General features: G+C 71.3%; 26 protein-coding genes. 17 read left to right on the top strand and 9 right to left on the bottom strand.

The genetic code is table 11. The features are described from left to right. Positions 1-30 precede the first annotated feature (30 nt). Entirely contained in the window at positions 31-1,311 is a 1,281-nt protein-coding gene (locus tag HF519_RS12700) for an aminotransferase family protein (protein ID WP_246243349.1), read from the bottom strand. A gap of 107 nt (positions 1,312-1,418) precedes the next feature. Here HF519_RS12700 and HF519_RS12695 point away from each other — a divergent pair, with 107 nt between their 5' ends. Then, positions 1,419-2,372, top strand: a complete 954-nt coding sequence (locus tag HF519_RS12695; RefSeq protein WP_169413123.1) for an RluA family pseudouridine synthase — start codon at positions 1,419-1,421, stop codon at positions 2,370-2,372. A gap of 44 nt (positions 2,373-2,416) precedes the next feature. Here HF519_RS12695 and HF519_RS12690 read toward each other — a convergent pair whose 3' ends face one another. Continuing rightward, complete coding sequence (locus tag HF519_RS12690; protein WP_169413122.1) at positions 2,417-3,187, bottom strand: hypothetical protein; 771 nt, start codon at positions 3,185-3,187, stop codon at positions 2,417-2,419. A 459-nt stretch (positions 3,188-3,646) separates the two neighbouring features. Between HF519_RS12690 and HF519_RS12685 the strand changes: the two genes are divergently transcribed. The 5 genes from HF519_RS12685 (at position 3,647) to HF519_RS12665 (ending at position 6,909) form a co-directional block, all read left to right on the top strand. Continuing rightward, positions 3,647-4,246 (top strand): hypothetical protein, encoded by a 600-nt coding sequence (locus HF519_RS12685; RefSeq protein ID WP_169413121.1) that lies wholly within the window; start codon positions 3,647-3,649, stop codon positions 4,244-4,246. 365 nt (positions 4,247-4,611) lie between these two features. Continuing rightward, a complete protein-coding gene (locus tag HF519_RS12680) occupies positions 4,612-5,376 on the top strand; it encodes an alpha/beta fold hydrolase (RefSeq protein WP_169413120.1) in 765 nt (254 codons plus the stop codon). A gap of 197 nt (positions 5,377-5,573) precedes the next feature. Further along, on the top strand, positions 5,574-6,002 hold the full coding sequence (locus HF519_RS12675) for a DUF2267 domain-containing protein (RefSeq protein WP_169413119.1): 429 nt from the start codon (positions 5,574-5,576) through the stop codon (positions 6,000-6,002). 95 nt (positions 6,003-6,097) lie between these two features. Then, the gene (locus HF519_RS12670) at positions 6,098-6,559 is read left to right on the top strand and encodes a phosphate-starvation-inducible PsiE family protein (RefSeq protein WP_169413118.1); all 462 of its coding nucleotides are present in this window, start codon (positions 6,098-6,100) and stop codon (positions 6,557-6,559) included. Between the two features lie 185 nt (positions 6,560-6,744). After that, positions 6,745-6,909 (top strand): hypothetical protein, encoded by a 165-nt coding sequence (locus HF519_RS12665; RefSeq protein WP_169413117.1) that lies wholly within the window; start codon positions 6,745-6,747, stop codon positions 6,907-6,909. Here HF519_RS12665 and HF519_RS12660 read toward each other — a convergent pair. Continuing rightward, positions 6,851-7,417 carry a hypothetical protein gene (locus HF519_RS12660; RefSeq protein ID WP_211169932.1) on the bottom strand — a complete coding sequence of 189 codons (567 nt, stop codon included), beginning with the start codon at positions 7,415-7,417 and terminating at the stop codon, positions 6,851-6,853. The two genes, HF519_RS12665 and HF519_RS12660, sit on opposite strands and share 59 nt — an antisense overlap. 167 nt (positions 7,418-7,584) lie before the next feature. Here HF519_RS12660 and HF519_RS12655 point away from each other — a divergent pair, with 167 nt between their 5' ends. The 3 genes from HF519_RS12655 to HF519_RS12645 all read left to right on the top strand — a co-directional run bounded on the left by HF519_RS12655 (position 7,585) and on the right by HF519_RS12645 (position 10,141). Beyond that, the gene (locus tag HF519_RS12655) at positions 7,585-8,103 is read left to right on the top strand and encodes a hypothetical protein (protein WP_169413116.1); all 519 of its coding nucleotides are present in this window, start codon (positions 7,585-7,587) and stop codon (positions 8,101-8,103) included. Between the two features lie 204 nt (positions 8,104-8,307). Further along, on the top strand, positions 8,308-8,874 hold the full coding sequence (locus tag HF519_RS12650) for a hemerythrin domain-containing protein (RefSeq protein ID WP_169413115.1): 567 nt from the start codon (positions 8,308-8,310) through the stop codon (positions 8,872-8,874). Positions 8,875-8,920: 46 nt separating this feature from the next. Continuing rightward, positions 8,921-10,141, top strand: a complete 1,221-nt coding sequence (locus HF519_RS12645) for a ferritin-like domain-containing protein (RefSeq protein WP_169413114.1) — start codon at positions 8,921-8,923, stop codon at positions 10,139-10,141. Between the two features lie 11 nt (positions 10,142-10,152). Here HF519_RS12645 and HF519_RS12640 read toward each other — a convergent pair whose 3' ends face one another. Beyond that, entirely contained in the window at positions 10,153-10,512 is a 360-nt protein-coding gene (locus HF519_RS12640) for an ATP-binding cassette domain-containing protein (RefSeq protein ID WP_211169931.1), read from the bottom strand. Positions 10,513-10,521: 9 nt separating this feature from the next. Between HF519_RS12640 and HF519_RS12635 the strand changes: the two genes are divergently transcribed. Beyond that, entirely contained in the window at positions 10,522-10,677 is a 156-nt protein-coding gene (locus HF519_RS12635) for a hypothetical protein (protein ID WP_169413113.1), read from the top strand. A gap of 20 nt (positions 10,678-10,697) precedes the next feature. Here the strand turns inward: HF519_RS12635 and HF519_RS32345 are convergent, their stop codons facing one another. Continuing rightward, positions 10,698-10,826, bottom strand: coding sequence for a hypothetical protein (locus HF519_RS32345; protein ID WP_281358508.1), 129 nt, complete (start codon positions 10,824-10,826; stop codon positions 10,698-10,700). Positions 10,827-10,926: 100 nt separating this feature from the next. On the opposite strand from HF519_RS32345, the gene HF519_RS12630 reads away from it, so the two are divergent. Next, positions 10,927-11,826 (top strand): GntR family transcriptional regulator, encoded by a 900-nt coding sequence (locus HF519_RS12630; RefSeq protein WP_312860077.1) that lies wholly within the window; start codon positions 10,927-10,929, stop codon positions 11,824-11,826. Between the two features lie 75 nt (positions 11,827-11,901). Here the strand turns inward: HF519_RS12630 and HF519_RS12625 are convergent, their stop codons facing one another. From HF519_RS12625 to HF519_RS12610, 4 genes are read right to left on the bottom strand one after another with little or no spacing between them, the layout of a single operon-like run. Beyond that, a complete protein-coding gene (locus tag HF519_RS12625) occupies positions 11,902-12,912 on the bottom strand; it encodes an ABC transporter substrate-binding protein (RefSeq protein WP_169413111.1) in 1,011 nt (336 codons plus the stop codon). Between the two features lie 54 nt (positions 12,913-12,966). Next, positions 12,967-13,740, bottom strand: coding sequence for an ABC transporter ATP-binding protein (locus HF519_RS12620; RefSeq protein WP_169413110.1), 774 nt, complete (start codon positions 13,738-13,740; stop codon positions 12,967-12,969). 16 nt (positions 13,741-13,756) lie between these two features. Further along, positions 13,757-14,533, bottom strand: a complete 777-nt coding sequence (locus HF519_RS12615; protein ID WP_169413109.1) for an ABC transporter permease — start codon at positions 14,531-14,533, stop codon at positions 13,757-13,759. Then, positions 14,530-15,411, bottom strand: a complete 882-nt coding sequence (locus HF519_RS12610; RefSeq protein WP_312860075.1) for an ABC transporter permease — start codon at positions 15,409-15,411, stop codon at positions 14,530-14,532. Before HF519_RS12610 ends, HF519_RS12615 begins: the two co-directional genes overlap by 4 nt. 824 nt (positions 15,412-16,235) lie before the next feature. Here HF519_RS12610 and tcuA point away from each other — a divergent pair. The 6 genes from tcuA to HF519_RS12580 form a co-directional block, all read left to right on the top strand. Next, positions 16,236-17,738, top strand: coding sequence for an FAD-dependent tricarballylate dehydrogenase TcuA (tcuA, locus tag HF519_RS12605; protein WP_169413108.1), 1,503 nt, complete (start codon positions 16,236-16,238; stop codon positions 17,736-17,738). 183 nt (positions 17,739-17,921) lie between these two features. Then, entirely contained in the window at positions 17,922-19,283 is a 1,362-nt protein-coding gene (locus HF519_RS12600) for an MFS transporter (RefSeq protein ID WP_169413107.1), read from the top strand. 37 nt (positions 19,284-19,320) lie between these two features. Continuing rightward, on the top strand, positions 19,321-21,645 hold the full coding sequence (locus HF519_RS12595) for a xanthine dehydrogenase family protein molybdopterin-binding subunit (RefSeq protein ID WP_312860074.1): 2,325 nt from the start codon (positions 19,321-19,323) through the stop codon (positions 21,643-21,645). Continuing rightward, positions 21,642-22,187 (top strand): (2Fe-2S)-binding protein, encoded by a 546-nt coding sequence (locus HF519_RS12590; RefSeq protein WP_169413105.1) that lies wholly within the window; start codon positions 21,642-21,644, stop codon positions 22,185-22,187. The genes HF519_RS12595 and HF519_RS12590 overlap by 4 nt, the downstream gene beginning before the upstream one ends. Next, positions 22,184-23,083 (top strand): FAD binding domain-containing protein, encoded by a 900-nt coding sequence (locus HF519_RS12585; protein WP_169413104.1) that lies wholly within the window; start codon positions 22,184-22,186, stop codon positions 23,081-23,083. The genes HF519_RS12590 and HF519_RS12585 overlap by 4 nt, the downstream gene beginning before the upstream one ends. Beyond that, on the top strand, positions 23,080-23,683 hold a 604-nt coding region (locus HF519_RS12580), incomplete at its 3' end, for an SRPBCC family protein (RefSeq protein WP_169413103.1). The genes HF519_RS12585 and HF519_RS12580, both read left to right, overlap by 4 nt.

Genomic DNA, 23,683 nt, shown 5'->3' with positions numbered 1-23,683 from the left:
GGGAAGATCGTGCGCCGACCGGACCGCCCCTCAGAGCACCGCCGACAGGCCGCCCCGCACCGCGTCGACCAGCAGGTCGAGGTGCTCCTCGCGCAGGGTCAGCGGCGGCGAGAAGCCGAGCGCGCTGGTCATCGGGCGGATGAGGGCACCACGCTCGCGCGCGGCCCGCGCCACCCGCGCGGGCAGGGTGGGGTCGGCGCCCAGACGCTCCGGGGCCAGCTCCAGCGCGCCGAGCACCCCGGTGCCGCCGCGGACCTCGGTGACCAGGGGGTGATCGGCGAGCGTGCGCAGGGCCGCGTGCAGTTCGCCCTCGAGGTCCTCGGCGCGCTTGAGCAGCCCGTCGCCCTCGAGGATGTCGAGGTTGGCGAGCGCGGCCGCGCAGGCGGCGGGGTGGCCCGAGTAGGTCGCGCCGTGCCGGAACGGAGCGGCGGCCGGATCGTCCCAGAACGGCGCGGCGACCCGCTCGTGCGTGACGACCCCGCTGAGCGGCAGGTAGCCGCTGGTGACACCCTTCGCGAAGACGATCATGTCGGGGACGACGCCGAACCGCTCGATGCCGAACCAGTCCCCGAGGCGCCCGAAACCACAGATGACGCTGTCGACGACGAACAGCACGCCGTGGCGGTCGCAGATCTCCCGGACCCGCTCCAGGTAGCCCGGCGGGGGCGGGAGCACGCCCCCCGCGCCGATCACCGGCTCGGCGAAGAACGCCGCCACCCGGCCGGGCCCCAGCCGTTCGAACTCGGCCTCGAGGGCCGCCGGATCGTCGTGCGCGACGACGGAGACGTCGGGGACGAACGGCGCCGCGATGCGGTTGCCGGGCATGCCGGCCAGCGCCGTCCCGAAACCCTGCGTGCCGTGGTAGGAGTGCTCGCGGCTGACCAGCACCGTCCGCTCGGACTCCCCGGTGCGCACGAAGTACTCCCTGGCCAGTTTCGCAGCGGTGTCGATCGCGTCGCCGCCCCCGTTGACCAGGAAGATCTTGGCTCCCGGGACCGGCGCGAGGGCGGCGAGGCGCCGGGTCAGCTCCAGAGCCGGCGGGTTCGCGATGTCCCCGAAGGTCTGGTAGGTGGCCAGCTCCCGCATCTGCGCGGCGACCGCGTCGGCGATCTCCCGGCGGCCGTGCCCGACGTTGACGCACCACAGGCTGGCGGTCGCGTCCAGGTATCGCGACCCGCCCTCGTCGAAGAGCCATACGTCGTCGCCGCGGGTGAGCACGAACTCGGCGCGGCGCACCGCACCCATCGCCGCGAACGGGTGCCAGAAGGCGGTGTCTACGGGATCTGCGCCCTGCATGGTCTCGCTCATCATTCGGACCTCCCTGATCGGCAACGTACCGAGGGCGGGGCCCGCCCGGCAGGGACGAAACACAACCGGTCGTCGAGCGGTGCGGCGCGGCTTCTAGGCTGGGGCCCGATATGAGGCGCAAGCTGCGGTCCCCCCTGCCTCAGCGGCACGGCCTCGACCCCGTCCGGCTGCGGACACCGGCCGAAAGGTCGTGGGCGACCATGCGGGACCACCTGGTCGAGCGGTTGCCCCGGGTCGATCCGCAGCGCATCGACGAGATGCTGCGTGAGGGCCGCATCGTCGACCGGGACGGCCCGGTGGCACCCGACGCGCCGTTCGTCCCCGAGTCCTTCGTGTGGTTCCACCGGGACCTGCCCGTCGAGGTCCCCGTCCCGTTCGAGATCAACATCGTGCACCGCGACGATGACCTGCTCGTCGTGGACAAACCGCACTTCCTGTCGACCATCCCCCGCGGCAAGCACATCGTCGAGACGGCTCTGGTGCGGTTGCGCCGGGCCCTCGACCTGCCCTCGCTCAGCCCTGCCCACCGGCTGGACCGCGTCACCGCCGGGCTGATCATGTTCGTCATCCGGCCCGAACGCCGTGGGGCGTACCAGACGATGTTCCGCGACCGGCTGGTGCGCAAGACCTACGAGGCCGTCGCCCCGCACGATCCGGCGCTCGAGCTGCCGCGCACGGTCCGCAGCCGGATCGTCAAGGAGCGAGGGGTCATCTGCGCACTGGAGGTGCCCGGGCCGCCCAACAGCGAGACGCACGTCGAGCTCGTCGAGCACCGTGACGGCCTCGGCCGGTACCGGCTGACGCCCACCACCGGCCGCACCCACCAGCTCCGGCTGCACATGAGCGGGCTGGGCGTGCCGATCCTGGGCGACGACTTCTACCCGGTGCTCACCGAGACCCCGCTGGACGACTTCAGCCGCCCCCTGCAGCTGCTCGCCGCCGCGCTGGAGTTCACCGACCCGATCAGCGGCGAGCCCCGCCGGTTCGACAGCCGGCTCACGTTGCAGGCGTGGACGTCGCACGCGGACTGGGCAGGCGACGGCGCGGCCGAGCGGCCTGCGTGAGGCCGGCGGGCCCGGACCTGATCGGGCGCCCGCCGGTGGTGTCCCTATCCGAGGTTGTTGATGGCGTAGGCGAGCACGATGGTCATCGTCATCAGCGACGCGAGTGCCTGCAGCCCCATCAGCACCTTCGCGCGGCGGGTCAGCGGAGTCGTCTCCCCCGGGCCGAACGAGGCCGCGTTCGTCAGCGACAGGTAGAGGTAGTCGAGGAACTCGGGCCGCCAACCGGGCGGGGCCGCGCCCGGCTCGGTCATCTGCGGGAACAGGAAGTCGACGGGGTCCTCCTCCTGGTAGGCCCGCGCCACCGCCCCACCCCGGTCCAGTTCCCAGAACCACACGGCGAACAGCAGGACGGCGATCAGCCACAACGCTCCGGCGCCCACCAGCAAGGACCGCCCGTCCAGCCCGGCCCGCTGCACCAGTCGCTCCGCGAGCAGCAGCAGCACCACCACGTTGATCCCGCTGACGAGTCCGACCAGGCCGATCCGGATCCGCCGGCGGCGGTCGATCTGCGAGGGCCGGCGGGGAGAGGAAGCCACGAGCCCGAGGAGCAGCAGGGTCTCCGCGGAGGGCACCAGCCACCACGCGCCGATCGTCACCTCCTCGGGCAGGGCGAGGCCGAGCAGGATCCCGATCAGCACGGTCAGGTCCGCCGGCCACAGGGCGGCGGACTCGGGGTCCGTACGGGGTGCGTTCCCCTCGGCGGGCCCGGCGTTGTCGCCCTGCACGGCCGGGGCGTCGTCTGCTTCGGGGCGGGTGTCCCGGGGCGGATCGGGCGGGGCAGCCGCTCGACTCTCGGCGCGATCACCTGGGGCCACGGTTCGGTCCCTCTTTCCCGGCAGGGTCTCCCGCGACGAGCCGCACCGCGGGCGCTTCTCCTGCTGCTCTCCTGCTGTGCGTGGTCGGCTCTCAGGTTGCGCCGTCCCGGCACGGACGGGCAGGGCCCGGCAGCGCGAAGCCCATCGCGCCGATTGGACCCGGGGTAGCCGATCCGGCACGGGTGGGGGCCACCCCGGCGGCGCGGCGCGCGGGGTCCACCCACCCGTGTTCCGGTGCGTGCACGCCGGGAACCTGCACGCCGGACCGTCCGTTAAGGTCCACGAACATCCTTTTTGCGAGTTTTGCGAAAGATGGGGCGCGGCGCCCCGGAACCCCGCCGAGGTCCCGGTACGAAGACGTGCCGAGCCGGCCTCCCTGGGGGTCCGCCCTGCCTCCTCTCCGCGCTGCCCGCCGGGTGTCTCGAGTCCAGCCACGACCAGAAAGAAGGACGTCCGCCGATGGGCCTGTTCGACAAACTCAGGGAGCGCTTCGCCCCAGCCCCCGCGCAGCCTCGAGGAGGCCCCGCCGCCGCGTCCACGGGCCGGGCCGCGACGGGACAGAAGTCTCCCGACGAGCTCGCCGTCGAGCGGTACCAGTACATGCTGCGCACCGCACCTCCCGAGACGATCGAGCAGGCTCACGCCGAGGCGTTCGCGAAACTCACCCCCCAGCAACGCCAGCAGGTCCTCGCAGATCTCAGCACCGCCGTCCCCGCATCGGAGCGAGCCAGCTCGGACGACCCGCAGTCACTGGCCCGGATGGCGACCCGCGCCGAGATGCGGCAGCCCGGAACGATGGAACGCACGCTCGGCGGCGGCCGAGGCGGACCCGGGATGGGCAGCATGATCGCCGGAACGCTGCTGGCGAGCGTGGCCGGAGCGTTCATCGGCAGCGCGATCGCCGACGCCTTCCTCGGCGACGACCTCGACGCCACAGAGGACGCCACAGAGGACGTCGCCGCCGGCGAGGAGCTCGGGGGCGAGCAGGCGGCCGAACCCGCAGACCCGGGTTTCGAGGACTTCGGTGGCGATGATCTCGGCGGAGACTTCGAGTTCTGAGCCCACCGCCGGCTCTCGCGCCCACCTGACCCGCCGGCCCGGATCTCTCCTCACCTCTCCGCGATCGGGCGGCGCAGCGGCGTCGATGTCGCGGTCCGAGGAGTGCTCACCGGCGCCAGGACCGGGTCCGGGTGGCGGTCCGCGCCGGAGTCGACGGCCTGCACCGGACCCGCGCCGCAGCGGCTGCGGCGCGGGTCCGGTGCAGTGCCGCATTGATTGCGCGACGCGGCGCCTGACAGGACGGCTTCGATCGGAGCTGTCGGAGCCGCGAGGCGGCACTGCACGATCCCGGTCCGACCGATGAGTCTCGCGCGGTCAGCGGGTCTGCCCTCCGGAACCACCGACCACGGCGAAGGGCACGACCCATGGTGACCACGACCGGTACCGAGGGGGCATACGCCACCGTCAACGGGCTGCGGATGTACTACGAGGTGCACGGCAGCCGGCGGCCACTGATCCTGCTGCACGGCGGGATGCTCACCGTCGACCTCACGTTCGGCCTGGTGCTGCCCGCCCTCGCCGAGCAGCACCAGGCAATCGGTGTCGAGTTGCAGGGGCACGGACACACCGAGGACATCGACCGACCGTTGCGGCTGGACTTCCTGGCCGACGACGTGGTGGCGCTGATGGACCACCTCGGCCTCGAACGTGCCGATATCTTCGGCTACAGCCTCGGCGGGCTGGTCGCGACCGAGTTGGCGGTGCGGCACCCCGGGCGGGTGGACCGTCTGGTGCTGGCGGCCACCCACTTCCGTCCCGACGGCTACCACCCCGAGATCCACGATCCGCGACAGGACTCCCCGCGACTGCCGACCGAGGCCGACTTCGCCGAGATGCAACAGGCGTACGCCGCGGTCGCTCCCGACCCCGACCACTTCGAGGCGTTCCTGGAGAAGGCCCAACCGGTGGTCGCGGACTTCCGGGGCTGGCCGGACGGGCAGCTTCAGGCGATCACCACGCCCACCCTGCTCGTCATCGGCGACACCGACTTCGTGCGGCTGGAGCACGCCGCAGCCATCCTTGACCTGATCCCGGACGCCCGTCTGGCGGTGCTGCCGGGCTGCACGCACATGGACGTGATGCGGCGTGCGGAACTGCTGCCCGTGGTTCGGCCGTTCCTCGACCGGTAGGTCACGACCTGCGGACCTCCGCTCGACCTCCGTGACGGGCGACGGCCGTGATCCCAGCCGCACCGACCCGGCCCGACGGGTGGAGGTGCGGGCCCGGATACCCACCTCCCAGGGGCAGGCCGAGCGGCGTTGCGTAGGTCACCGTAGGGGCCGCACGAGGCACGCGTCCAAGCAGATGCACGAGAAGGTGTACACAGGTGAGCTTCACGGGATATCCGACCTTCGACACCACCCTCCAGAAGACGAATGGGATCCTCAAGCAGATCGAGGCGTCCTACGGGTGGCCGAAGGAGCGTCGCAACCAGTCCTACGCAGGACTGCGAGCCGTCCTGCACGCCCTACGTGACCGGTTGACCGTCGAGGAGGCCGCCCAGCTCTCGGCGCAACTGCCGCTGCTGGTGCGCGGCATCTACTTCGAGGACTGGGACCCGAGCAAGGTGCCGATGAAGATGCACCGTAACGACTTCCTGGAACGGATCCGCAGTGACTTCCCCTATGAGGTCCCCGGCGGTGTGGAGCAGCTGTTCGACACGGTGATCCAGGCCCTGCGCCGGCACATCACCGAGGGCGAGTGGGAGGACGTGCGGGCCAGCCTGCCCAAGGACATGGTGACCGTCCTGCCGTAGCCGCCGCGGGGCCGGTGTCCGTGTCGACGACCGATCGGGACGGTGATGACCTGACCGCGGGGGCCCGGCCGGTCCGGTCTCAGGACGGAGGGCTCGTGCCTGCCGACTCCGGCGGCTTCGTGGCCCGTGTCGGACGCGTCATCGAGATCGCGGAAGACACCATCCACGTCGTGGTCGCCGCCCTCCTCGCGGTGCTGGCGATCGTGCTGATCATCGACACGGTGCGCCAGATCGCGACCGTCCTGGCCGGCCCGTCCCACGCCCCGGCGATCCTGGTCGCGATACTGGACGAGACACTGCTGCTCTTCATCGTGGCCGAGCTGCTCCACACGGTTGCCATCGCGCTGCTCCACCACGACGCTCTCAGTCCCGAGCCCTTCCTCGTCGTGGGCATGGTCGCCGCGATCCGACGCGTGCTCGTCGTGACCGCCGAGTCCGAGCATGAGTTCCGGTGGGACCAGCAGGGCATGGAGCTGATGATCCTGACGGGCCTGATCCTCGTCATGGCGATCACCGCCCTGGTGTGGCGGCACGCGAGCAAGGCCGCCCCGGCCTGACGACTCCGGCCGCCGCAGCTCAGCGAGACGATCCGGGCGGTCCGATCGCCGGACTCGCATCCTGCTCCGCCCGTTGCCCCGGCACGGGTCGGGTTCTCCCGGGCACCTCGCGGGTTGTCCCCATCGACCGGTGCCGCGCTCCCCCCGAGGATTGCCGGTAGCTGCCCGCCGAGACGGAGTCACCGATGAGCTACCAGATCACCTCGTACTGGACCTGCACGCCGTGCCAGGTCGAGGGCCGGGACCCCGAGCACGAACCGAACTGCTGGAACTGCGGCGGCCCGGTCACCGTCACCGCCCGCCCGGTGGTGACGGAGATCCACGTCGCGCCGTATGCCGACGCCGCGTGAGGAACACCCGCCGCGCTCCGCCGCGCTCCGATCCCGATGCGCAGTCGCACAGGTCGACCACCGCGGCGGTCGTCAACCCGTATGCAAGGTGCGGCACCAGATCGGACATCCACGAGCTCGCCGACCACGTCCGGGGGTCGGTGATGCCGAGTACGGCCATCGGCCCGGTGGTGCCGATGTTCGCGCCCAGGCCGGCGACGACACCCCTGACCGGCAGCGGCAGTTCCCGCAGACGGGGGTGTAGTGCGCCGTAGACCGCCCCCGTCCCCAGCCCCGCCAGGATCCCGAGGAGCGCACCGAGCCCGGACCGGCGATTGCGGGCCGGCTCGCTGTCGGGACCGTCCTTCGCGAGCGAGATGCCGAGGAACTGCTCGCCCTTGCGGATCGTGTCCTCCGGAGTGGTGCTCGCCGGGCGGGCCCGCACCACCATGTCCAGGTACGTCACGGCGTTGAGCGCCGTCGTCCCGGCCGCACCGGCCACGACCCCACGCCAGATGTTGTCCGACATACCGCCGTGTTCCCGTGACCGGTGGCCCGGAACCGAAGGATCTCCGGCTCGAGGCGGCACCATCCGGCATGGACCGTGCATGACGTACGTTGGAGAGAGGTTAGGGTGACCTGTTGCGGCGCCGCACGGCGGCCGTCGCACGGCACCAGTCGTACCGAGAAGGAGAAATGCCCGCGGTGTCCGACCTCAGTTCCGTCATCGCGGCGACGACGCAGTGGCTCCTGCACGCCTACCCGACGACCGGCCGTGCGTTCTCCGCCGAGCTGGCCAGGGCCCAGGCCCGGCAGGCCGTGACCGTGGCCTGCTGGCTGCGCTACCCCGACCCTGCGGACGTCGCCCTGCTGATGCTCCTCGGTCCGGGCGGGGCCGCCCGCCTCGACGAGATCGCCGGCACGGACACGACCGAAGCCGACACCGCGTGGCGCACCTGGGTGGACGAGGTCGCGGCGAGCTGGGCGGCCTGCCTGCTCGCCGATCCGGAACTCGCTGCCGACGCCGTCGACGCCCTGGCTCCCGGCACGCACATCGCGGGACGACCGGTGGACTTCCGCCGGCTCACCGCGCCCGAGGAACTCGACCGCGGTGCCGCCGTCCTGCTGCGCCACCCGGACCTGCTCGCCCCGGTCGCGGACCTGCACCGCGCGTCGCTGCTCGACCTTCTCGGCACGGCCCGCGAGGCCGCCTGAGCCTCGGCGCGCCACCGAGCCGCGGCCCGCTCCCCGGCGGACCCTGACCGGCTTTCCGGGTCCTGCATCCTCCGGCTCGGCGGCCCCCGCGCCTGGGCCCCGAAGGCCGGAATCGTGGCGCTCCCGTAGAGCCGTCGGGTCCGTGTCCGGTCCGCCCGCCCGATCTACCTTGGCGGCGACGGACGAGCAGGTCGAGGGGACGCGATGGACGACCAGCGCACGGCGGCCACGCCCGACGAGGACGTGGTGGAGTTGCTACTGCACCGGCACGGCGAGATCCGGAACCTGTTCGACGAGGTCAGAACCACCGAAGGCGACGCGCGGCGGGAGGCGTTCGGTCGGTTGGTCCGCCTGCTCGCCGTGCACGAGACCGCCGAGGAGGAGCTCGTCCATCCCCTGGCCCGGACGACGGTGCCCGGCGGCGAGGGGGTGGTGGCCGATCGCCTCGCCGAGGAGCGCAGGGCCAAGGAGGCGCTCGCCCAGTTGGAGGAGCTCGGTCCCGGCGAACCCCGGTTCCTGCCGCTGCTGGACACGCTGCGACGCGCGGTGCTCGAGCACGCCCGCGCCGAGGAGCGCTACGAGTTCGTCAAGCTGGCGCAGGAGACCGACCCGGCGACGCGGCAGAGCCTGGCCGCCGCGATCCGGGCGGCCGAGACCGTCGCGCCGACGCGTCCGCATCCCGGCGTCGAGTCGGCGAGCGCCGGGTCGATGGCCGCGGTCGTGGACCGGGTCCGCGATGCCGTCCGCCGGGCCAGCGCCGGCTCCGGCTGACGCGCCGCCCGTCACCGACGAACCGAACGAACCGAGGACCTCCCAGATGAGCTTCAATCCGCTGACCGAGAAGGGCATCCCGCTGGACCGGCAGATCCGAAACTGGCGGGAGCTCGACGTCGAGCCGATCGATCCGGACGACGCAGATCCCTACACGAAGTGCCGCATCATCACGATGAACGCCATCGAGGTGGAGAGCGTCTTCTTCTGCCACCATCTCAACCGGTTCTGCACGGATCGCGCGATCCGCGAGCAGTTGGCTCACAGCCGCTACATCGAGCAGCAGCAGCAGAAGGTCGTCAACTGGCTGCTCCCCGGTACCCAGTCGGTGCTGGAGACCACGATCTCCTACGAGCAGCAGGCCGTGGACCTCACCGCGTGGCTGGCCCGCAACGAGCCCGACCCCTACCTCAAGCAGTCCTACGACTTCGGCGTGCTCGAGGACTTCGACCACCTCTACCGGTACGCGAACCTCTACGAGATCATCGAGCACCGGCAGGCGGAGAAGATCGTCGACGGGCTCACCGAGGTGATGCCCGGGCGGCCGACGAAGTGGGAGCACCGGCACCCGGTCGACAACGTGCGCGACCCCTACGACAAGGACAGCGTCGATCCGCGCTCGAAGTTGCACACGCTCACGCTGGTGGCCGCCGAGCAGCAGGTGATGAACCTGTACATGAACGTCGGGCCGCTGGCCATGGAGCCCATCGCCCGCCGGCTGTACCAGGAGATCGCGCTCATCGAGGAGGAGCACGTCACCCACTACGAGTCGCTGATGGACCCGCGGGAGTCCTGGTGGGAGCGGCTCGTCCTGCACGAGTACAACGAGTGCTACCTGTACTACTCGTTCATGCAGCAGGAGCCCGACCCCAAGGTCCGGGCGATCTGGGAGCTGCACCTGAACATGGAACTGGAGCACCTGCGGCTGGCCGCCGACCTGATGCGCCGTCTCGACGGACGCGACCCGGAGGAGATCGTGCCCCGCGGGATTCCCGAGACCGTCGTCTTCGAACCGAACAAGGCCTACCTCCGGGAGCTCCTCAACACCCAGATCGACCTCACCACGCTCGGCGCGGGCTACGTGCGCGAAGCGCACGAGCGTTTCCAGCGCATGCAGGAGACCATCCACGGCGGTCAGGAGCCGCCGAGCGAGCAGGTCATCGAGGAGCACCGCGTGCGTTTCGGCGGCCACGACTACCGGCTGCAGACCGAGGGCGAGCACCCCGACCCGCGCCTGCAGCAGCGCCCGGTCACCGCACGCGCCTGACCCCGTCGCGGTCAGTTGCCGCGCAGTCCGGTCGGGCAGACGACCGGGCAGCCGTGCGTGGGGTCGGTGAGCACGACACACTCGACGCCGTACAGCGCGGCGGTGACCACATCGGCCGGCTCGCCACGTGCGACCACCGCGCCGTCGCACATGGCGACGAGGTGGTCGGCGTGCCGGCAGGCGGCGGAGAGGTCGTGCAGCACCATGACGACCGTCCGCCCGCGGGCCGCGAGCCCGCGCAGCATCTCGTGCACCTCGAACTGGTGGCCGAGGTCCAGCGCCGAGGTCGGCTCGTCGAGCAGCAGCACCCCGGTGTCCTGCGCGATCTTCATCGCCAGACCCGGGCTCAGCTCGACGCGTGGGCCGTGCACCGGGCGGAGGTGCTGGGAGAGGTTCTCGGCCGCCTCGGCCCCGAGGACCGCGAGGCCCTCGCCGCGGCCCTCCCGGCGCTCTCCCGGCTGCAGGGGCTCCTCGCCGAGCGGGCACGGGGCCGTGACGTCCTCGACGGCCTCGACCCCGGGGCCCGATCGCCGTAGGCGACCGCGACCTGCCGCGCTCAGGCGAACGCGGCGGCCGGTGACGGCGCGGCCATGGCACACACCCGGTGCGCGTCCGAGGCGGTCTGCAGCTTGGCCGGCGCGGCGTGCTCGAGTTGCACGCGTCCCTGGCCCTGCAGCTGCGCCATCCGAAGGCAGCTGCATGCCGGTGATGTCGGCGAGCATCTGGGAGAGCTGGTGGCGGCGGTGGCGAGACGGACCTGGCCGGTCGGCACGTGCAGCTCGGCCATGATCGCGCTCCTGGCGCTCGAATCCTGCGACCAGAGGTTTTTAAGTCCTACTGTCGGTAACCCTAGGGTCATCTTCTGCGAGATGTGTCACGGTTCGAAACCCTCGCGACGGGCACTTGCACTCGAATGGATCGCGACCGGGGAAGTCGATATGCAACGGCGTACAACGGTGTACATTCAGTCCGCCCAGCACCGGCGCGATCCGACGGAGCAACGAATGGACGAGCTACCGGTTTCGACCTCTCGCCGCCTGCCCCGGAAATCCGGCGCGACGCGGAAGGCGTCGCCGTACGAACGACTCAAGCAGGCGATCATGTCGGGCGAACTGCCGCCCGGCGAACCCCTGGTCGAGCTCGCCCTCGCCGAGTGGTGCAACGTCAGCCGGACCCCGGTCCGCGAGGCGCTGACCCGCCTCGAGCAGGACGGTCTCATCCAGCGCAACGACCGCGGTCTCATCGTCCGGGAGAGCAGCCCGGAAGAGATCCTCGACATCTACGACACCCGGATCGTCCTGGAGAGCAAGGCTGCAGCCGTCGCCGCCGAACGGCGGACCTCCATCGACCTCGTGGCGATGCGCCGGGCCGAGGAGCGCGCGCACCGCGTCGACACCGACGATCCGCACGCGTTGGCCGAGCGCAACCGGGAGTTCCACCGCACCGTGTGGCGGGCCAGCCGCAACGAGTCGCTGATCGACCTGCTCGAGCGGCTCAACCTGCACCTCGGCCGCTACCCCGCGACCACCCTCGCCTACCCCGGCCGGCAGGACACCTCGCACGTCGAGCACCACGATCTCGTCGACGCCATCGAGGCGCGAGACCCCGAGACGGCGTCGGCCATCGCCACCCGGCACTTCACCGCCGCGCGCGATATCCGGTTGCGGCTGTGGGAGTCGGAGTAGCTGCCTCGACGCGGAAAGCATCCGGCCCGGGCCGGCGACACCGCACGGTGCCGCCGGCCCGGGCCGGACAACGGGTCAACTCTTGCGCAGGACCGCGGTCGGGTCCGGCAGGGTCTTCGGATCCAGTAGCCCGTAGCGGGTCGTGGCGTCGTACAGGCTCCGCAGCGACTGCTCACTGGGCATGCCGGCCGGCCACTTACCGAGCGCGATCTCACCGGCGAGTGCCGGATCGAGGTTGAGGAACCCGGGGATGAAGGCCCGCACCTCGTCGGTGTGCTCGGCCGCGTAGGCGCGGGAGCGCTCCAGGGCCCGGGCGAAGCGCTCCACGGTGTCCGGGTTCGCCTTGATGAACTGGTCGGACCCGAACCACGAGGAGATGTGGACGTCGGGCTGCACGACCCGGTACGGGTGGGCGATGATCCTGGCTCCCGCCTGGACGGCCTTCGTCAGGTGCGGCTCGGCGATGTGGGCCGCCTGCATGCGCCCTTGTGCGAGCGCTGCGGGCATGTCCGGGAACGGGATCTCGATGAACTTCACCCCGGACAGGTCCACACCCGCGTCCTCGAGGGTGACTCGGTTGGAGATCTCGACGATGTTGTTGAGCGTGTTGACCGCGACGGTCGACCCGCGCAGGTCCGCGACCGACTGCACGGGACTGCCGGCCGGCACCACGATCGCCTCGTCGATGGGTTCGGGGTCGACACCCGCGCTGCTCGCCGCCGCGACGATGCTGACCGGCAGGCCCTTCGAGCGAGCCAGCAGCAACGAGACGTTGTTGGAGAAGGCGAAGTCGTACTGGCCACTGATGACCGCCGGCAACAGCGCGGCGCCGCCCTGCCCCAGGTGGGTCGTGACGGCCAGGCCCTCCTCCTGGAAGAAGCCCTTCTGCACGCCCAGCGCAAGCGGGGCGTTGGTGACGATGGGCAGGATTCCGACGTCGACCTGGGCCACGCCGCCGGGCCCGGCCGCCTGCTCGCCGCCGCCCGACCCACAGGCCGCCGTGATGCCCAGGACGAGAGCTGCGAGTCCGCTGTAGATACGGGTTCTGGATGGGCGCCGTCGTCGCACGGGTGTTGCGGTGGGCATGAGTGTGCCTTTCTGGGGAACGCGAGGAGGGGGGCGGCCGCGCCGGCCGGTGGGCTACCGGTCGCCGAGGATCTGCCGGTACACGTGCGCGCGGAGCTCGGCGAACTCCGGCAACGCCTTCGTGGCGGTCTGGTTGCGCGGAGTCGGGAGTGGAACGTCGAGCACCTCGGCGACCGTGCACGGCGGCGCGCTGAGGACGACGATGCGGTCGGCGAGGTAGACCGCCTCGTCGATGTCGTGGGTCACGAACAGGACGGTGACGCCGAACTCGTGACGCACCTGCAGGACGAGGTCCTCCAGCTCGATACGGGTCTGCGCGTCGAGCGAGGCGAACGGCTCGTCCATGAGCAGGATCTCGGGGCGGTAGGCCATCGCCCGGGCGATCGCAACGCGCTGCTGCATGCCGCCCGACAGCTGCCAGGGATAGCGGTCGCCGAACCCGGTCAGCCCCACCGCGGCGAGCGCGTCGTCCACGGCTCGGGAGCGCTCGGCGGCCACCCGGATCTTCTTCTTCAGCGGGAGCTCGACGTTGCGCCGCACCGTCATCCACGGCAGCAGCGAGCGGTTGTACTCCTGGAAGACCAGGCCCATCTCCTGCGGCGGCCGGTCGATGGCGGTGCCGTGCAGCTTCACGAAGCCGGAGGTCGGCGGCATCAGCCCCGACAGGCAGCGCAGCAAGGTCGTCTTGCCGCAACCGGAGGGGCCGACGATGCAGACGAACTCGCCCACGCCGACCTCGAAACTGATGTCCGCGATCGCCAGGTGGGCGGTGGGCCCACTGCCGTAGGCCTTGCGGAGGTTCTCGACCTCGACGAGCACAGTGCACATCTCCTATCGATGGGGGTCAGGAACCGAGCACGCTCGCCCGGAAGCCGCGGTGCCAGGCCAGGACGCGCTTCTCGATCACGACCAGCGCGATGTTGATCAGGTAGCCGAGCAGACCGAGCAGGACGATCCCGGCCCACATGTCGGTGGTGGCGAACAGCCGCTGGGACTGCAGGATCGAGTAGCCGATCCCGTTGGTGCTGGCCACCATCTCGCTCACCACCATGAGGATCAGCGCGAGCGAGAGGCTGGCCCGCAGTCCCGCGAAGATCTGCGGGCTCGCCGAGGGCAGCACCACACGCCACAGCCGCTCGACGCGGCCGAAGCCGAACATGCGGGCCACGTCGAGCTGCAGCGGCTCGACCGAGCGGACCCCGTCGACGGTGTTGAGGATGACCGGGAACGAGCAGCCCAGGGCGATGACGAACACCTTCATCGTCGTGTCGTCGGTGAACACCACGAGCGCGAAGGGGATCAGCAGCACCGCCGGCAGGGCCCGCAGGAACTCCACCGCCGGTCCGAGCAGCGTGCGTGCCACGGGCGAGAGGCCGAGCGCGGTGCCGACGACCACGCCCGCGACCGCGGCGACCACGTAGCCGGTGAGCATCCGCCCGAGGCTGGGCAGGGCGTCGCTGACGAAGCCCGCCCCCAGCCAGATCTGCCCGAACCGCTCCAGGATGTCGGCCAGCGGCGGGTAGTACAGCGAGGTCGAACCGGCCGAGATCACGAACCAGCCGACCAGGACCACGAGCGGCGTCAGCACCTCCAACGCCAGCAGGACGACGCGACGGCTCATGCCTGCACCGCCCGGTGACTCGTGTGCCAGTGCAGCAGCCGGCGCTCGGCCGCGGACAACGCGGCGCTCAGCAGGAGGCTGACCAGCCCGGTGACGACGATCAGGGCGTACATCAGGTCGCTCGCCCCGGCGCTCTGCGCGACGAGGATCGAGCGGCCCAGGCCCGGCGCGCCGGCGACGAGCTCGGCGGTGACGGCCAGGACGATCGCGAGCGCGGAGGCCAGCCGCAGGCCGGTGACCACGTAGGGCGCGGCGCTGGGCAGGGTGATGTGGAAGAAGATCTCCCGCCGGTTGAGCCCGAACGATCGGGCGGAGTCGCGCGCCACCGGGTCGACGTCCTGCACTCCGTAGACGGACTGCACGAGAATCGGCCAGAACGTCGCGAACACGATCAGGAAGACCTTCATGTCCAGCGTGATCCCGAAGACCAGGATGGCGAGCGGGATCAGCGCCACCGACGGGATCGGACGGAAGAACTCCACGATGACGCGAGTGGCACGGTGCAGGGCGGTGTTGGTCCCGATCAGCAGCCCGAGCGGCACCGCCACCACGGTCGAGAGGACCAGGCCGATGGCCCAGCCGCTCAACGTCGCCCCGACGTCCGACCAGAATGCGCCGTCGCCGAACAGCCCCACCAGGGTCGGGAGGACCACCGAAGCCGGCGGGATGTACTCGGCGGGCAGGATGCCGAGCCGGGGGAGCAACTCCCAGAGCGCGACCGCCGCCACCACACCTGCCCACCTGGAGGTGGCACCGCGCAGCAGCGCGCCTGCCCGGTTCGGCGTCGGTGGACGCGCCTGTGCCCCGGCTGCGACGCGTGGTGCGTCTGCCGCCGGACGGGCCGACTCGTCGGTCGGCGCCTCGGGTGCCTGAACCACGCCTGTATCTCCTCGCCAGTCGCTGCCAGTCAGTGCTGGTCGCCGTCAGTCACTCATGCCTGGAGCCCCGCGCGTGACAGCTCGCGGGGTAGTACGCCGCATTGCGCGGATCCCCGTCCCCGAAAAGTCGCGGGGGCTCCAGCGGCCGGTGGTGGCACGCCGCGGCGGGCCCCGTCAGTTGTCGAACGATGATGTATACCGCTGGACACCGTGTCAAGAGGGCGTCCGAGTCCGAACGGCGTCCGTGGTCGCGGCGGAGCCCACCCGCCCCGGACGCACCATATTCATGCCGTGGGAATGTTTCGCGATCGTTTCGGATCCGTTGCCCGCGGAGAACGTGTTCACGCCCGCCGGCGCGCTGGCGACTTCCACTCGCGACGCCTTGAGCAGCAGTTATGCGAAGACGGCCACGGGTGGGGCCTCAACCACGGACTACGCCCAGCGCTCTCGACTCCGTTTACAGTTGCGCCCGCCGGCGCCTGCGAGCCTGTTCAGGGAAACGATCGAAGCGCGCCACAGAAATCGGCATCGAAGGATTTTCCGCGAGACCTGACCGCGATTCTCGAATGCTGGGCGCACGCCGTTTTTCGGCAGGCGCACCGTTTGTCCGGTGGCCCGCCGAAGCCACCTACTCCGCAGCACGAGATCCACCTCACAACCGACCTTCCGCGCGAAGGTATACAGCAGAATACGGCAGGGCGCCAGGGGTGACTTCGTCACCCGGCGCCACGACGGCGGGCTGCCGGATCGATGATGGACACGTCTGGATACGTATGTATACAGTCGAATCACCACGTCCGATCCGAGGCACAGGAGGCCCAGCGATGGCAGTAGACCCGGTCGCGTCACCCGACAGTCCGGCCGATCGGCCGTTCGACGTCGTCGTCGTCGGGGGCGGCAACGCGGGTTTCAGCGCGGCCCATGCCGCAGCGGAGCGGGGCCGGCGGGTTCTGCTGATCGAGAAGGGGCTGCCCGACGAAGCAGGCGGCAACAGCTACTACACGGCCGGAGCGTTCCGCATCACGCACTCCGGGCTGGCCGAGATCAGCGACCTGCTGGACCCGGACGAGCGGCTCGACACCACGGTGCTGCCGCCGTACGAAGCCGAGGCCTACCTCGCCGACATGGAGAAGGTCACCTCGGGGCGGGCCGACCCGGTCCTGAGCCAGGCCCTCGTCCGCGACAGCCAGGACACGCTTCGCTGGCTGCACGGCCTCGGACTGCGGTTCCGCCTCATGTTCGAGCGGCAGTCCTACCCCGACTCCGAGGGCCGGCACGTGTTCTGGGGTGGCCTGGCCGTCGGCAGCACCGACGGTGGCCAGGGCCTGATGGAGCAGCACCTGGCGGCGGCCCAGAAGAGCGGCATCGAGGTGCGCTACGGGCTGCGCGGCACGGAGCTGGTGGTCTCCGACGGCGCCGTGCGTGGGGTCGTCTGCACGGATGTGAACGGTGAGGCGGTCACCCTGCACGCGGAGTCGGTCATCCTGGCCGCCGGCGGCTTCGAGGCCGACCCCGAGCTGCGCCGCACGCACCTGGGCGAGGGCTGGGAGCGGGCCAAGGTGCGTGGCACGCCGCTGAACACCGGGGACATGCTGCGCGCTGCGCTCGACGCCGGCGTCGCCCCGGCCGGTGACTGGGCGTCCTGCCACAGCGTGGCCTGGGACGCCCGGGCCGAGAACAACGAGAGCAACCGGGAGCTCACGAACCGGCTGACCCGGCAGAGCTACCCGCTGGGCATCGTGGTCAACAACCGGGGACTGCGGTTCCTCGACGAGGGCGCCGACTTCCGCAACTACACCTACGCGAAGTACGGGCGCGAGATCCTCGCCCAGCCCGACGGGATCGCCTTCCAGGTCTTCGACGCCACCACCCGTCCGATGCTGCGCACCGAGGAGTACGACAGCCCCGGGGCCTCCGTGGTCGTCGCCGACTCGCTCGAGGACCTCGCACGCGGCATGGGCGTGGACGCCACCGCGTTCCGTCGCACCGTCGAGGAGTTCAACGCCTCCATCGACCGCGACGTACCGCTCGACCCGTCCGTCAAGGACGGCCGCGCCGCCCGGGTGGACCCGCCCAAGAGCAACTGGGCGATCCCGGTCGAGCAGGCGCCCTACTACGCCTTCCCGGTCACCTGCGGCATCACCTTCACCTTCGGCGGGTTGCACGCCGACGACAACGGACGCGCCCTCGACGAGTCGGGCGAGCCCGTGCCCGGGCTGTACGTGTGCGGGGAGATGCTCGGTGGCCTGTTCAGCGGCAACTACCCCGGTGGCACCGGTCTGACCTCGGGCGCCGTGTTCGGGCGCCGCGCAGGCAGCCTGGCGTGAGCCCGGAGGCCGGGGGCGGCTCCGGGTGCCGCCCCCGGCCCTTTCACCAGGGCCCCCGATCGACGGCGTGCGCAGCGAAAGCACGCCGGTCAGCACGCCCCGCTGTATCGACCGCACCGCTGTATCGACCGCACCGCTGCGACGCCGAGGCCGCGCGCCCCGGCCCCACCGATAGGAGCGACCATGCAGGCAGGAGAGCAGCAACTCGGTGCCGCGCCCGTGAACCCGCGGAAGGTGGCTTTCGCGAGCTTCATCGGCACCACCATCGAGTGGTACGACTTCTTCATCTACGGCACGGCCGCGGCCCTGGTGCTCGGGAAGCTGTTCTTCCCCACGGTGAGCCCGACGGTCGGTCTCATCGCGTCGTTCGCCACCTTCGGGGTAGCCTTCGTCGCCCGGCCGCTCGGCGCGATCATCGCCGGTCACGTCGGTGACCGGCTGGGGCGCAAGACCGTCCTGGTGACGAGCCTGATGGCCATGGGTATCGCCACCCTGCTGATCGGCCTGTTGCCGACGTTCGACACGATCGGCATCTGGGCACCGATACTGCTCACGGCACTGCGCTTCGTGCAGGGCCTGGGCATCGGGGCCGAGTGGGCCGGCGCGGTGCTGATGGCGACCGAGCACGCACCGCCGGGCAAGCGGGGCTTCTACGGCAGCTGGCCGCAGATCGGCGTGCCCGCGGGCTCCCTGCTCGCGACGGCGACCTTCGCCATCGTGTCGTCGCTGGCCGGCGACGCCTTCCTGACCTGGGGCTGGCGGATCCCGTTCATTCTCAGCTTCGCGCTGGTGATCATCGGCCTGGTCATCCGACTGCGCCTGGTGGAGCCGCCGTCGTTCACCGCGGTGCAGAGTCGGGGCGAGACCGTGAAGCAGCCGGTCGTCGAGGTCATGCGCCGGTACCCCCGCAACATCCTGCTCGCGATCGGCGCCCGGTTCTCCGACACGCTGATCTTCTACATCGTCGCGGTGTTCGTGCTCAGCTACGCGACCACGACCCTGGGCGTCCCCCGCGGGGTGGTGCTGACCGGGGTGGTCATCGGCAGCGCGCTGGAGCTGGTGATGATGCCCCTGATGGGGGCGCTGTCCGACCGGGTCGGCCGCCGGCCGGTCTTCCTGGCGGGTGCCGGGTTCGCCGTCCTGTTCGCCTACCCGTTCTTCCTGCTCGTCGACACCGGCACCCCGGTCCTGATCTGGACCGCGATCGTCCTGATGCTGCTCGGCGGACACGCGCCGACGTTCTCCACCTCGGCCGCGCTGCTGTCGGAGATGTTCCCGACCCGGGTCCGGATGAGCGGATCCTCGGTGAGCTACAACATCTCGTCGATGCTCGCCGCCGCGCCGGCGCCGCTCATCGCGACCGCCCTGCTCGGCTGGGCCGGCGGCAACTCCTGGCCGGTCGCGCTCTACGTCGCGTTCGGGGCCGCGCTGGCGTTCGCGTCCGTGTTCGCGGTCCACGAGACCTTCCGGGCGGACATGGACGCCACCGATGAACCGGCCGTGACCGAGAGCACCGGCCACGCGACCGCGGACGTGGTTCGGTAACGCTACCGCCCGTGGTCAGTCTCGGCGAACGAAAGAGGTGAAGACGTTGCTCGATGCACGCGACCGGGTGACAGGGCGAACGCCCTTCGTGATCAATCACGAGGTTCCCGGCATGCTGCATTGCCGCCTCGTGCGGTCGACCGCCGCCCATGCGGAGATCACGGCGGTGCGGACCGGTGACGCCGCGGCGTGGCCCGGGGCGGTCGCCGTGGTCACCGGGGCCGACCTCGCCGCACGCGGGGACATGGCTGTGCTGTTCGGGCCCGTCCTGCTCGACCAGCCGGTGCTGGCGATCGACGTCGTCCGCTACATCGGCGAGCCGGTCGCGGCGGTTCTGGCCGAGGACCCCGCGGTGGCCGACGAGGCGGCCGCGCTCGTGGAGGTGGACTACGCCCATCTCCCGGCGGTGTTCGACGCCGAGGAGGCCTTCGGGTCCGATACCGCCCGGCTGTTCCCGGAGCCGCCGGAACGCGATCCGTCCTTCGTGGACGTGACGCTGCGGGCCGACCACGAGCGCAACGTCTGCAACACCTTCACCGTCGTCAAGGGCGACGTCGAGGCCGGGTTCGCCGCCGCGGACCTGGTCTTCGACGACGTCTTCGACAGCCCCGCCGCGGGGGCCGTGCCGCTGGAGACGCACGCGGTCGTCGCCGACGCCCGCGGCGACCGGCTCACCGTCTGGTCGTCCACCCAGACGCCCTACATCACCCGCCGCCAACTCGCCCTGCTGCTCGGCCTGCCGCTCAACCGGGTCCGGGTGATCGTGCCGGCTCTCGGCGGCGGGTTCGGCGCCAAGGCGTACGCCTCGGTCGAGCCCATCGCCGCGGCACTGTCGCGGGTGGTGGGCGCTCCGGTACGGCTGCACCTGACGCGCGAGGAGGAGTTCGTCACCAGCACCAAGCACGCCATGCGGGTTCGCATCCGGACCGGTGTGATGCGCGACGGCCGGATCGTGGCCCGCGAGGCCACCGCCTACTACAACGCGGGCGCCTACGCGGTGATCAGCCCGCGGAAGGTGATGTTCGGGGCCTACGGCCTCAACGGCCCGTACGCGATCCCGCACGTGCGGACCGAGGCCCACGCCGTGCTGACCAACACTCCCCCGGCCGGCGCCTACCGCGGTTTCGCGATCAACCAGTGCGCCTGGGCCTACGAGGGCCAGTTGGACATGATCGCCGAGCGGCTCGGGATCGACCCGGTCGAGATCCGCCGCATCAACCTGCTGCGTGACGGCGACACGTTCTGCACCGGCGAGACGCTGGACCACCTCCGGTTCCACGACCTGCTCGACGCGGCGGCCGAGCGGATCGGCTGGGACCCGGACGAGCCGGTCCACCGCGACGGCGACCTGGTGCGGGCCAAGGGGATCAGCTGCGTCATCGAGGGGACGATCACCCCGTCGACGTCCACCGCGACGGTGCGGCTCGGTCCGGACGGCAGCGTGGACGTGCTCACGAGCTCGGTCGAGATGGGACAGGGCATCCGGCCCGCCCTGGCCGCCGGCGTGGCCAGGCACCTCGGCATCGACCCCGCTCTCGTCGGCGTGTCCTATGTGGATACCGACTTGACGCCGTACGACCAGCAGACCACCGCGAGCCGGTCCATGTACTCCATGGGTGGTGCGATGGGCCGGGCCGCCGACGACGCCCTGCACAAGATCCGCGAGCTGGCCGCCGACCTGCTCGAGGTCGACCCGGCCGACCTGGAGATCGTCGACGGGCAGGTGCGGGTCGCCGGGGTCGAGCAGCAGAGCCTGTCCCTGGGCGAGGTGGTGCGGCGCAGCCAGGTCGGCAACGTCATAGGGGAGGGCACCCTCGTCACCTCCGGAGGGCTCGATCCCTTCACGGGCCAGGGTGTCGGATCGGTGCACTGGCACCAGTCCGTCGGCGCCGCGGAGATCGAGGTCGACACGGCCACCGGGCACGTGCGGGTGCTCCGCTACACCGGCGGGGTCTTCGCGGGCGAGGTCGTCGACCCGGTGGGCGCCGAACATCAGTGCGAGGGCTGCCTCGTCTTCGGCGTTGGCAACGCGCTGATGGAGGAACTCGTGTTCGACCAGGGCCAGCTCGTCACCGGCACCCTGGCCGACTACATGGTGCCGACCCTCGAGGACATGCCCCGCCACCACGAGTTCGAGCTGATGGAGGATCCGGAGCACGGGGAGGTGCACGGTCTGGGCGAACCGGCCCTCCCGCCGATCGCCCCGGCCATCAGCAACGCGCTCTACCGGGCGACGGGAGTGCGCATCCGGAGCCTGCCCATCAGCGCGGAGAAGGTGCTGCGCGGGCTGCGGGAGCGCCGCGAGAGCGAGCAGGCGGCCGGACAGGTCGACGAGGTCACGAGCGTGGGAGCGCAGGGATGAGCGAGCTGCAGGAGCTGCCCGACGACCCTGGCGCGGTGAAGCTGCCCGACGCCGACGGCCGGGTGCCGGTCCGGATCGACGTCAACGGCCGGGCCCGCACGCTGCGGGTCCGCACGACGCAGACGCTGCTCGACGCGCTGCGCGAGCAGCTGCGGCTGCAGGGTGCGCGCAGCGGCTGCGGGGTGGGCATGTGCGGTGCGTGCACCGTGCTGCTCGACGGCCGGGCCGCGAGCGGGTGCCTGACGCTCGCCGCGGTGTGCGACGGCACCGACGTGCGCACGGTGGAAGGCCTGGAGGACCCGTCGGGTGAGCTGAGCCGGGTGCAGGAGGCGTTCCTGCGCCACCGCGCGTTCCAGTGTTCCTACTGCACCCCCGGTTTCGTGCTGGCGCTCGAGGCGTTGCTGGCGGTGGACCCGTCACCGGACGAGGCCGCGATCCGGGAGGCCTTCAGCGGGCACATCTGCCGGTGCGGCAGCTACTCCCGCATCATGGCCGCCGCGCTCGAGGTGGCCGGCGCCACGGATCGGCGGGAGCAGGCATGAGCACCCCCGCCTTCTTCTTCCCCCGGTCGGTCGCCGAGGCGGTCGACGTCATGGACTCCTACGACGGCGCCGCCAAGCTGGTCGCGGGCGGAACCGCGTTGACGCTGATGGTCCAGCAACGACTGGTCTCCCCCCAGGCGCTTGTGTCGTTGCGCGATGTGCCCGGCCTCGGCGAGGTCCTCGTCGACGAGGACTCCGGTCTGCTGCGGATCGGCGCCCTGGTGACCCACGCGGCGGCGGCCCGTCACCCGCTCGTGCGCCGGCACGCCCCTCTGCTCGCCGACTCGCTGGCCGTGGTGGGCAACGCGCAGGTGCGCTCGGCGGCCACCGTCGGCGGCGTGCTGGCCGAGGCCGACTACGCCTCCGACCCGCCCGCGACGCTGCGCGCGCTCGACGCCGAGGTCGCCGCGCACGGGCTCGCCGGGGAGCGGACGATCGGCGTCGGCGAGCTGCTGCTGGGCTTCTATCAGACCGCTCTGGCGCCGGCCGAGGTCGTCACCGAGGTCCGGGTGCCGGTCCTGCCGGCGGGCACCGGCTCGGCCTACCTCAAGTACACGTCGCGGTCGCACGAGGACCGGCCGTGCGTCGGCGTCGCCGCGATCGTGGGGCTCGCCGACGACGGCAGCTGCGCCGACCTCCGGGTGGCCGTCGGCGCCGCGTGCGACGCACCGCTGCGGCTGGGGGACGTCGAGCAGCAGATCCGGGGCCGGCGGCTCGACGGGGCGACGCTGTCCGAATTCGCCGACGCCTACGCCGACCGGATCGACCCGGTCTCCGATGTGCGGGGCTCGGCCTGGTACCGCCGCGAGATGGTCCGGGTGTGGGTCCGCCGGGCCATCGAGCAGGCCCTGCTGCGCAGTGGCGCGCACGAGCATTCGAAGGAGAGGGCGCAGTGATCGTCGACCGCAGTATCAGCATCGACGCCTCGGCGGAGGAGACCTTCCGCCGATGCCTCGACATCCCGTTCGTGGGCGCCTGCCTGCCGGGTGCCCAGGACATCCGCGAGGACACCCCGGACACCTACCGGGGGAGCTTCTCGATCCGGGTCGGGCCGGTGGCCGTGTCCCTGCAGGGCACCGTGCGGGTGATCGAGACCGATCCCGATGGTCGCGTCGCGGTGCTGCGCCTGGAGGGCAGCGACCGGCGCATCGGTGGCGACGTGGCCGGCGACATGCGGATCAAGGTCGTCGAGCACTCCGCGACCGGGTGCCGGCTCGACGTGCACACCGACGTCACGATCTCCGGGAAGCTCGGGCAGTTCGGGCGGGCGGTCATCGTGAAGAAGGCCGACCAGATCACCGAGGCCTTCGTGCAGGAGTTCTCGCGGCAGCTGGCCGCGGTGCGGACCCCCGCCGACCTGGTCGCGGCCCAGGCCGCACCGGGACCCGTAACCCCGGCGGCAGCCCCCACAGCTCCCGCAGCCTCCACGGCCCCGCAGCCCGCACCGGCGATGACCGCGATCTTGCCGTCGAATCTGCGCATGTTCCTCCGTGCGC

This window comes from Pseudonocardia bannensis, assembly GCF_012911875.1.
Classification (GTDB): domain Bacteria; phylum Actinomycetota; class Actinomycetes; order Mycobacteriales; family Pseudonocardiaceae; genus Pseudonocardia; species Pseudonocardia bannensis.
Note: the sequence above shows the minus strand (reverse complement) of the source record. Positions and strands in the feature narration are given on the sequence as shown.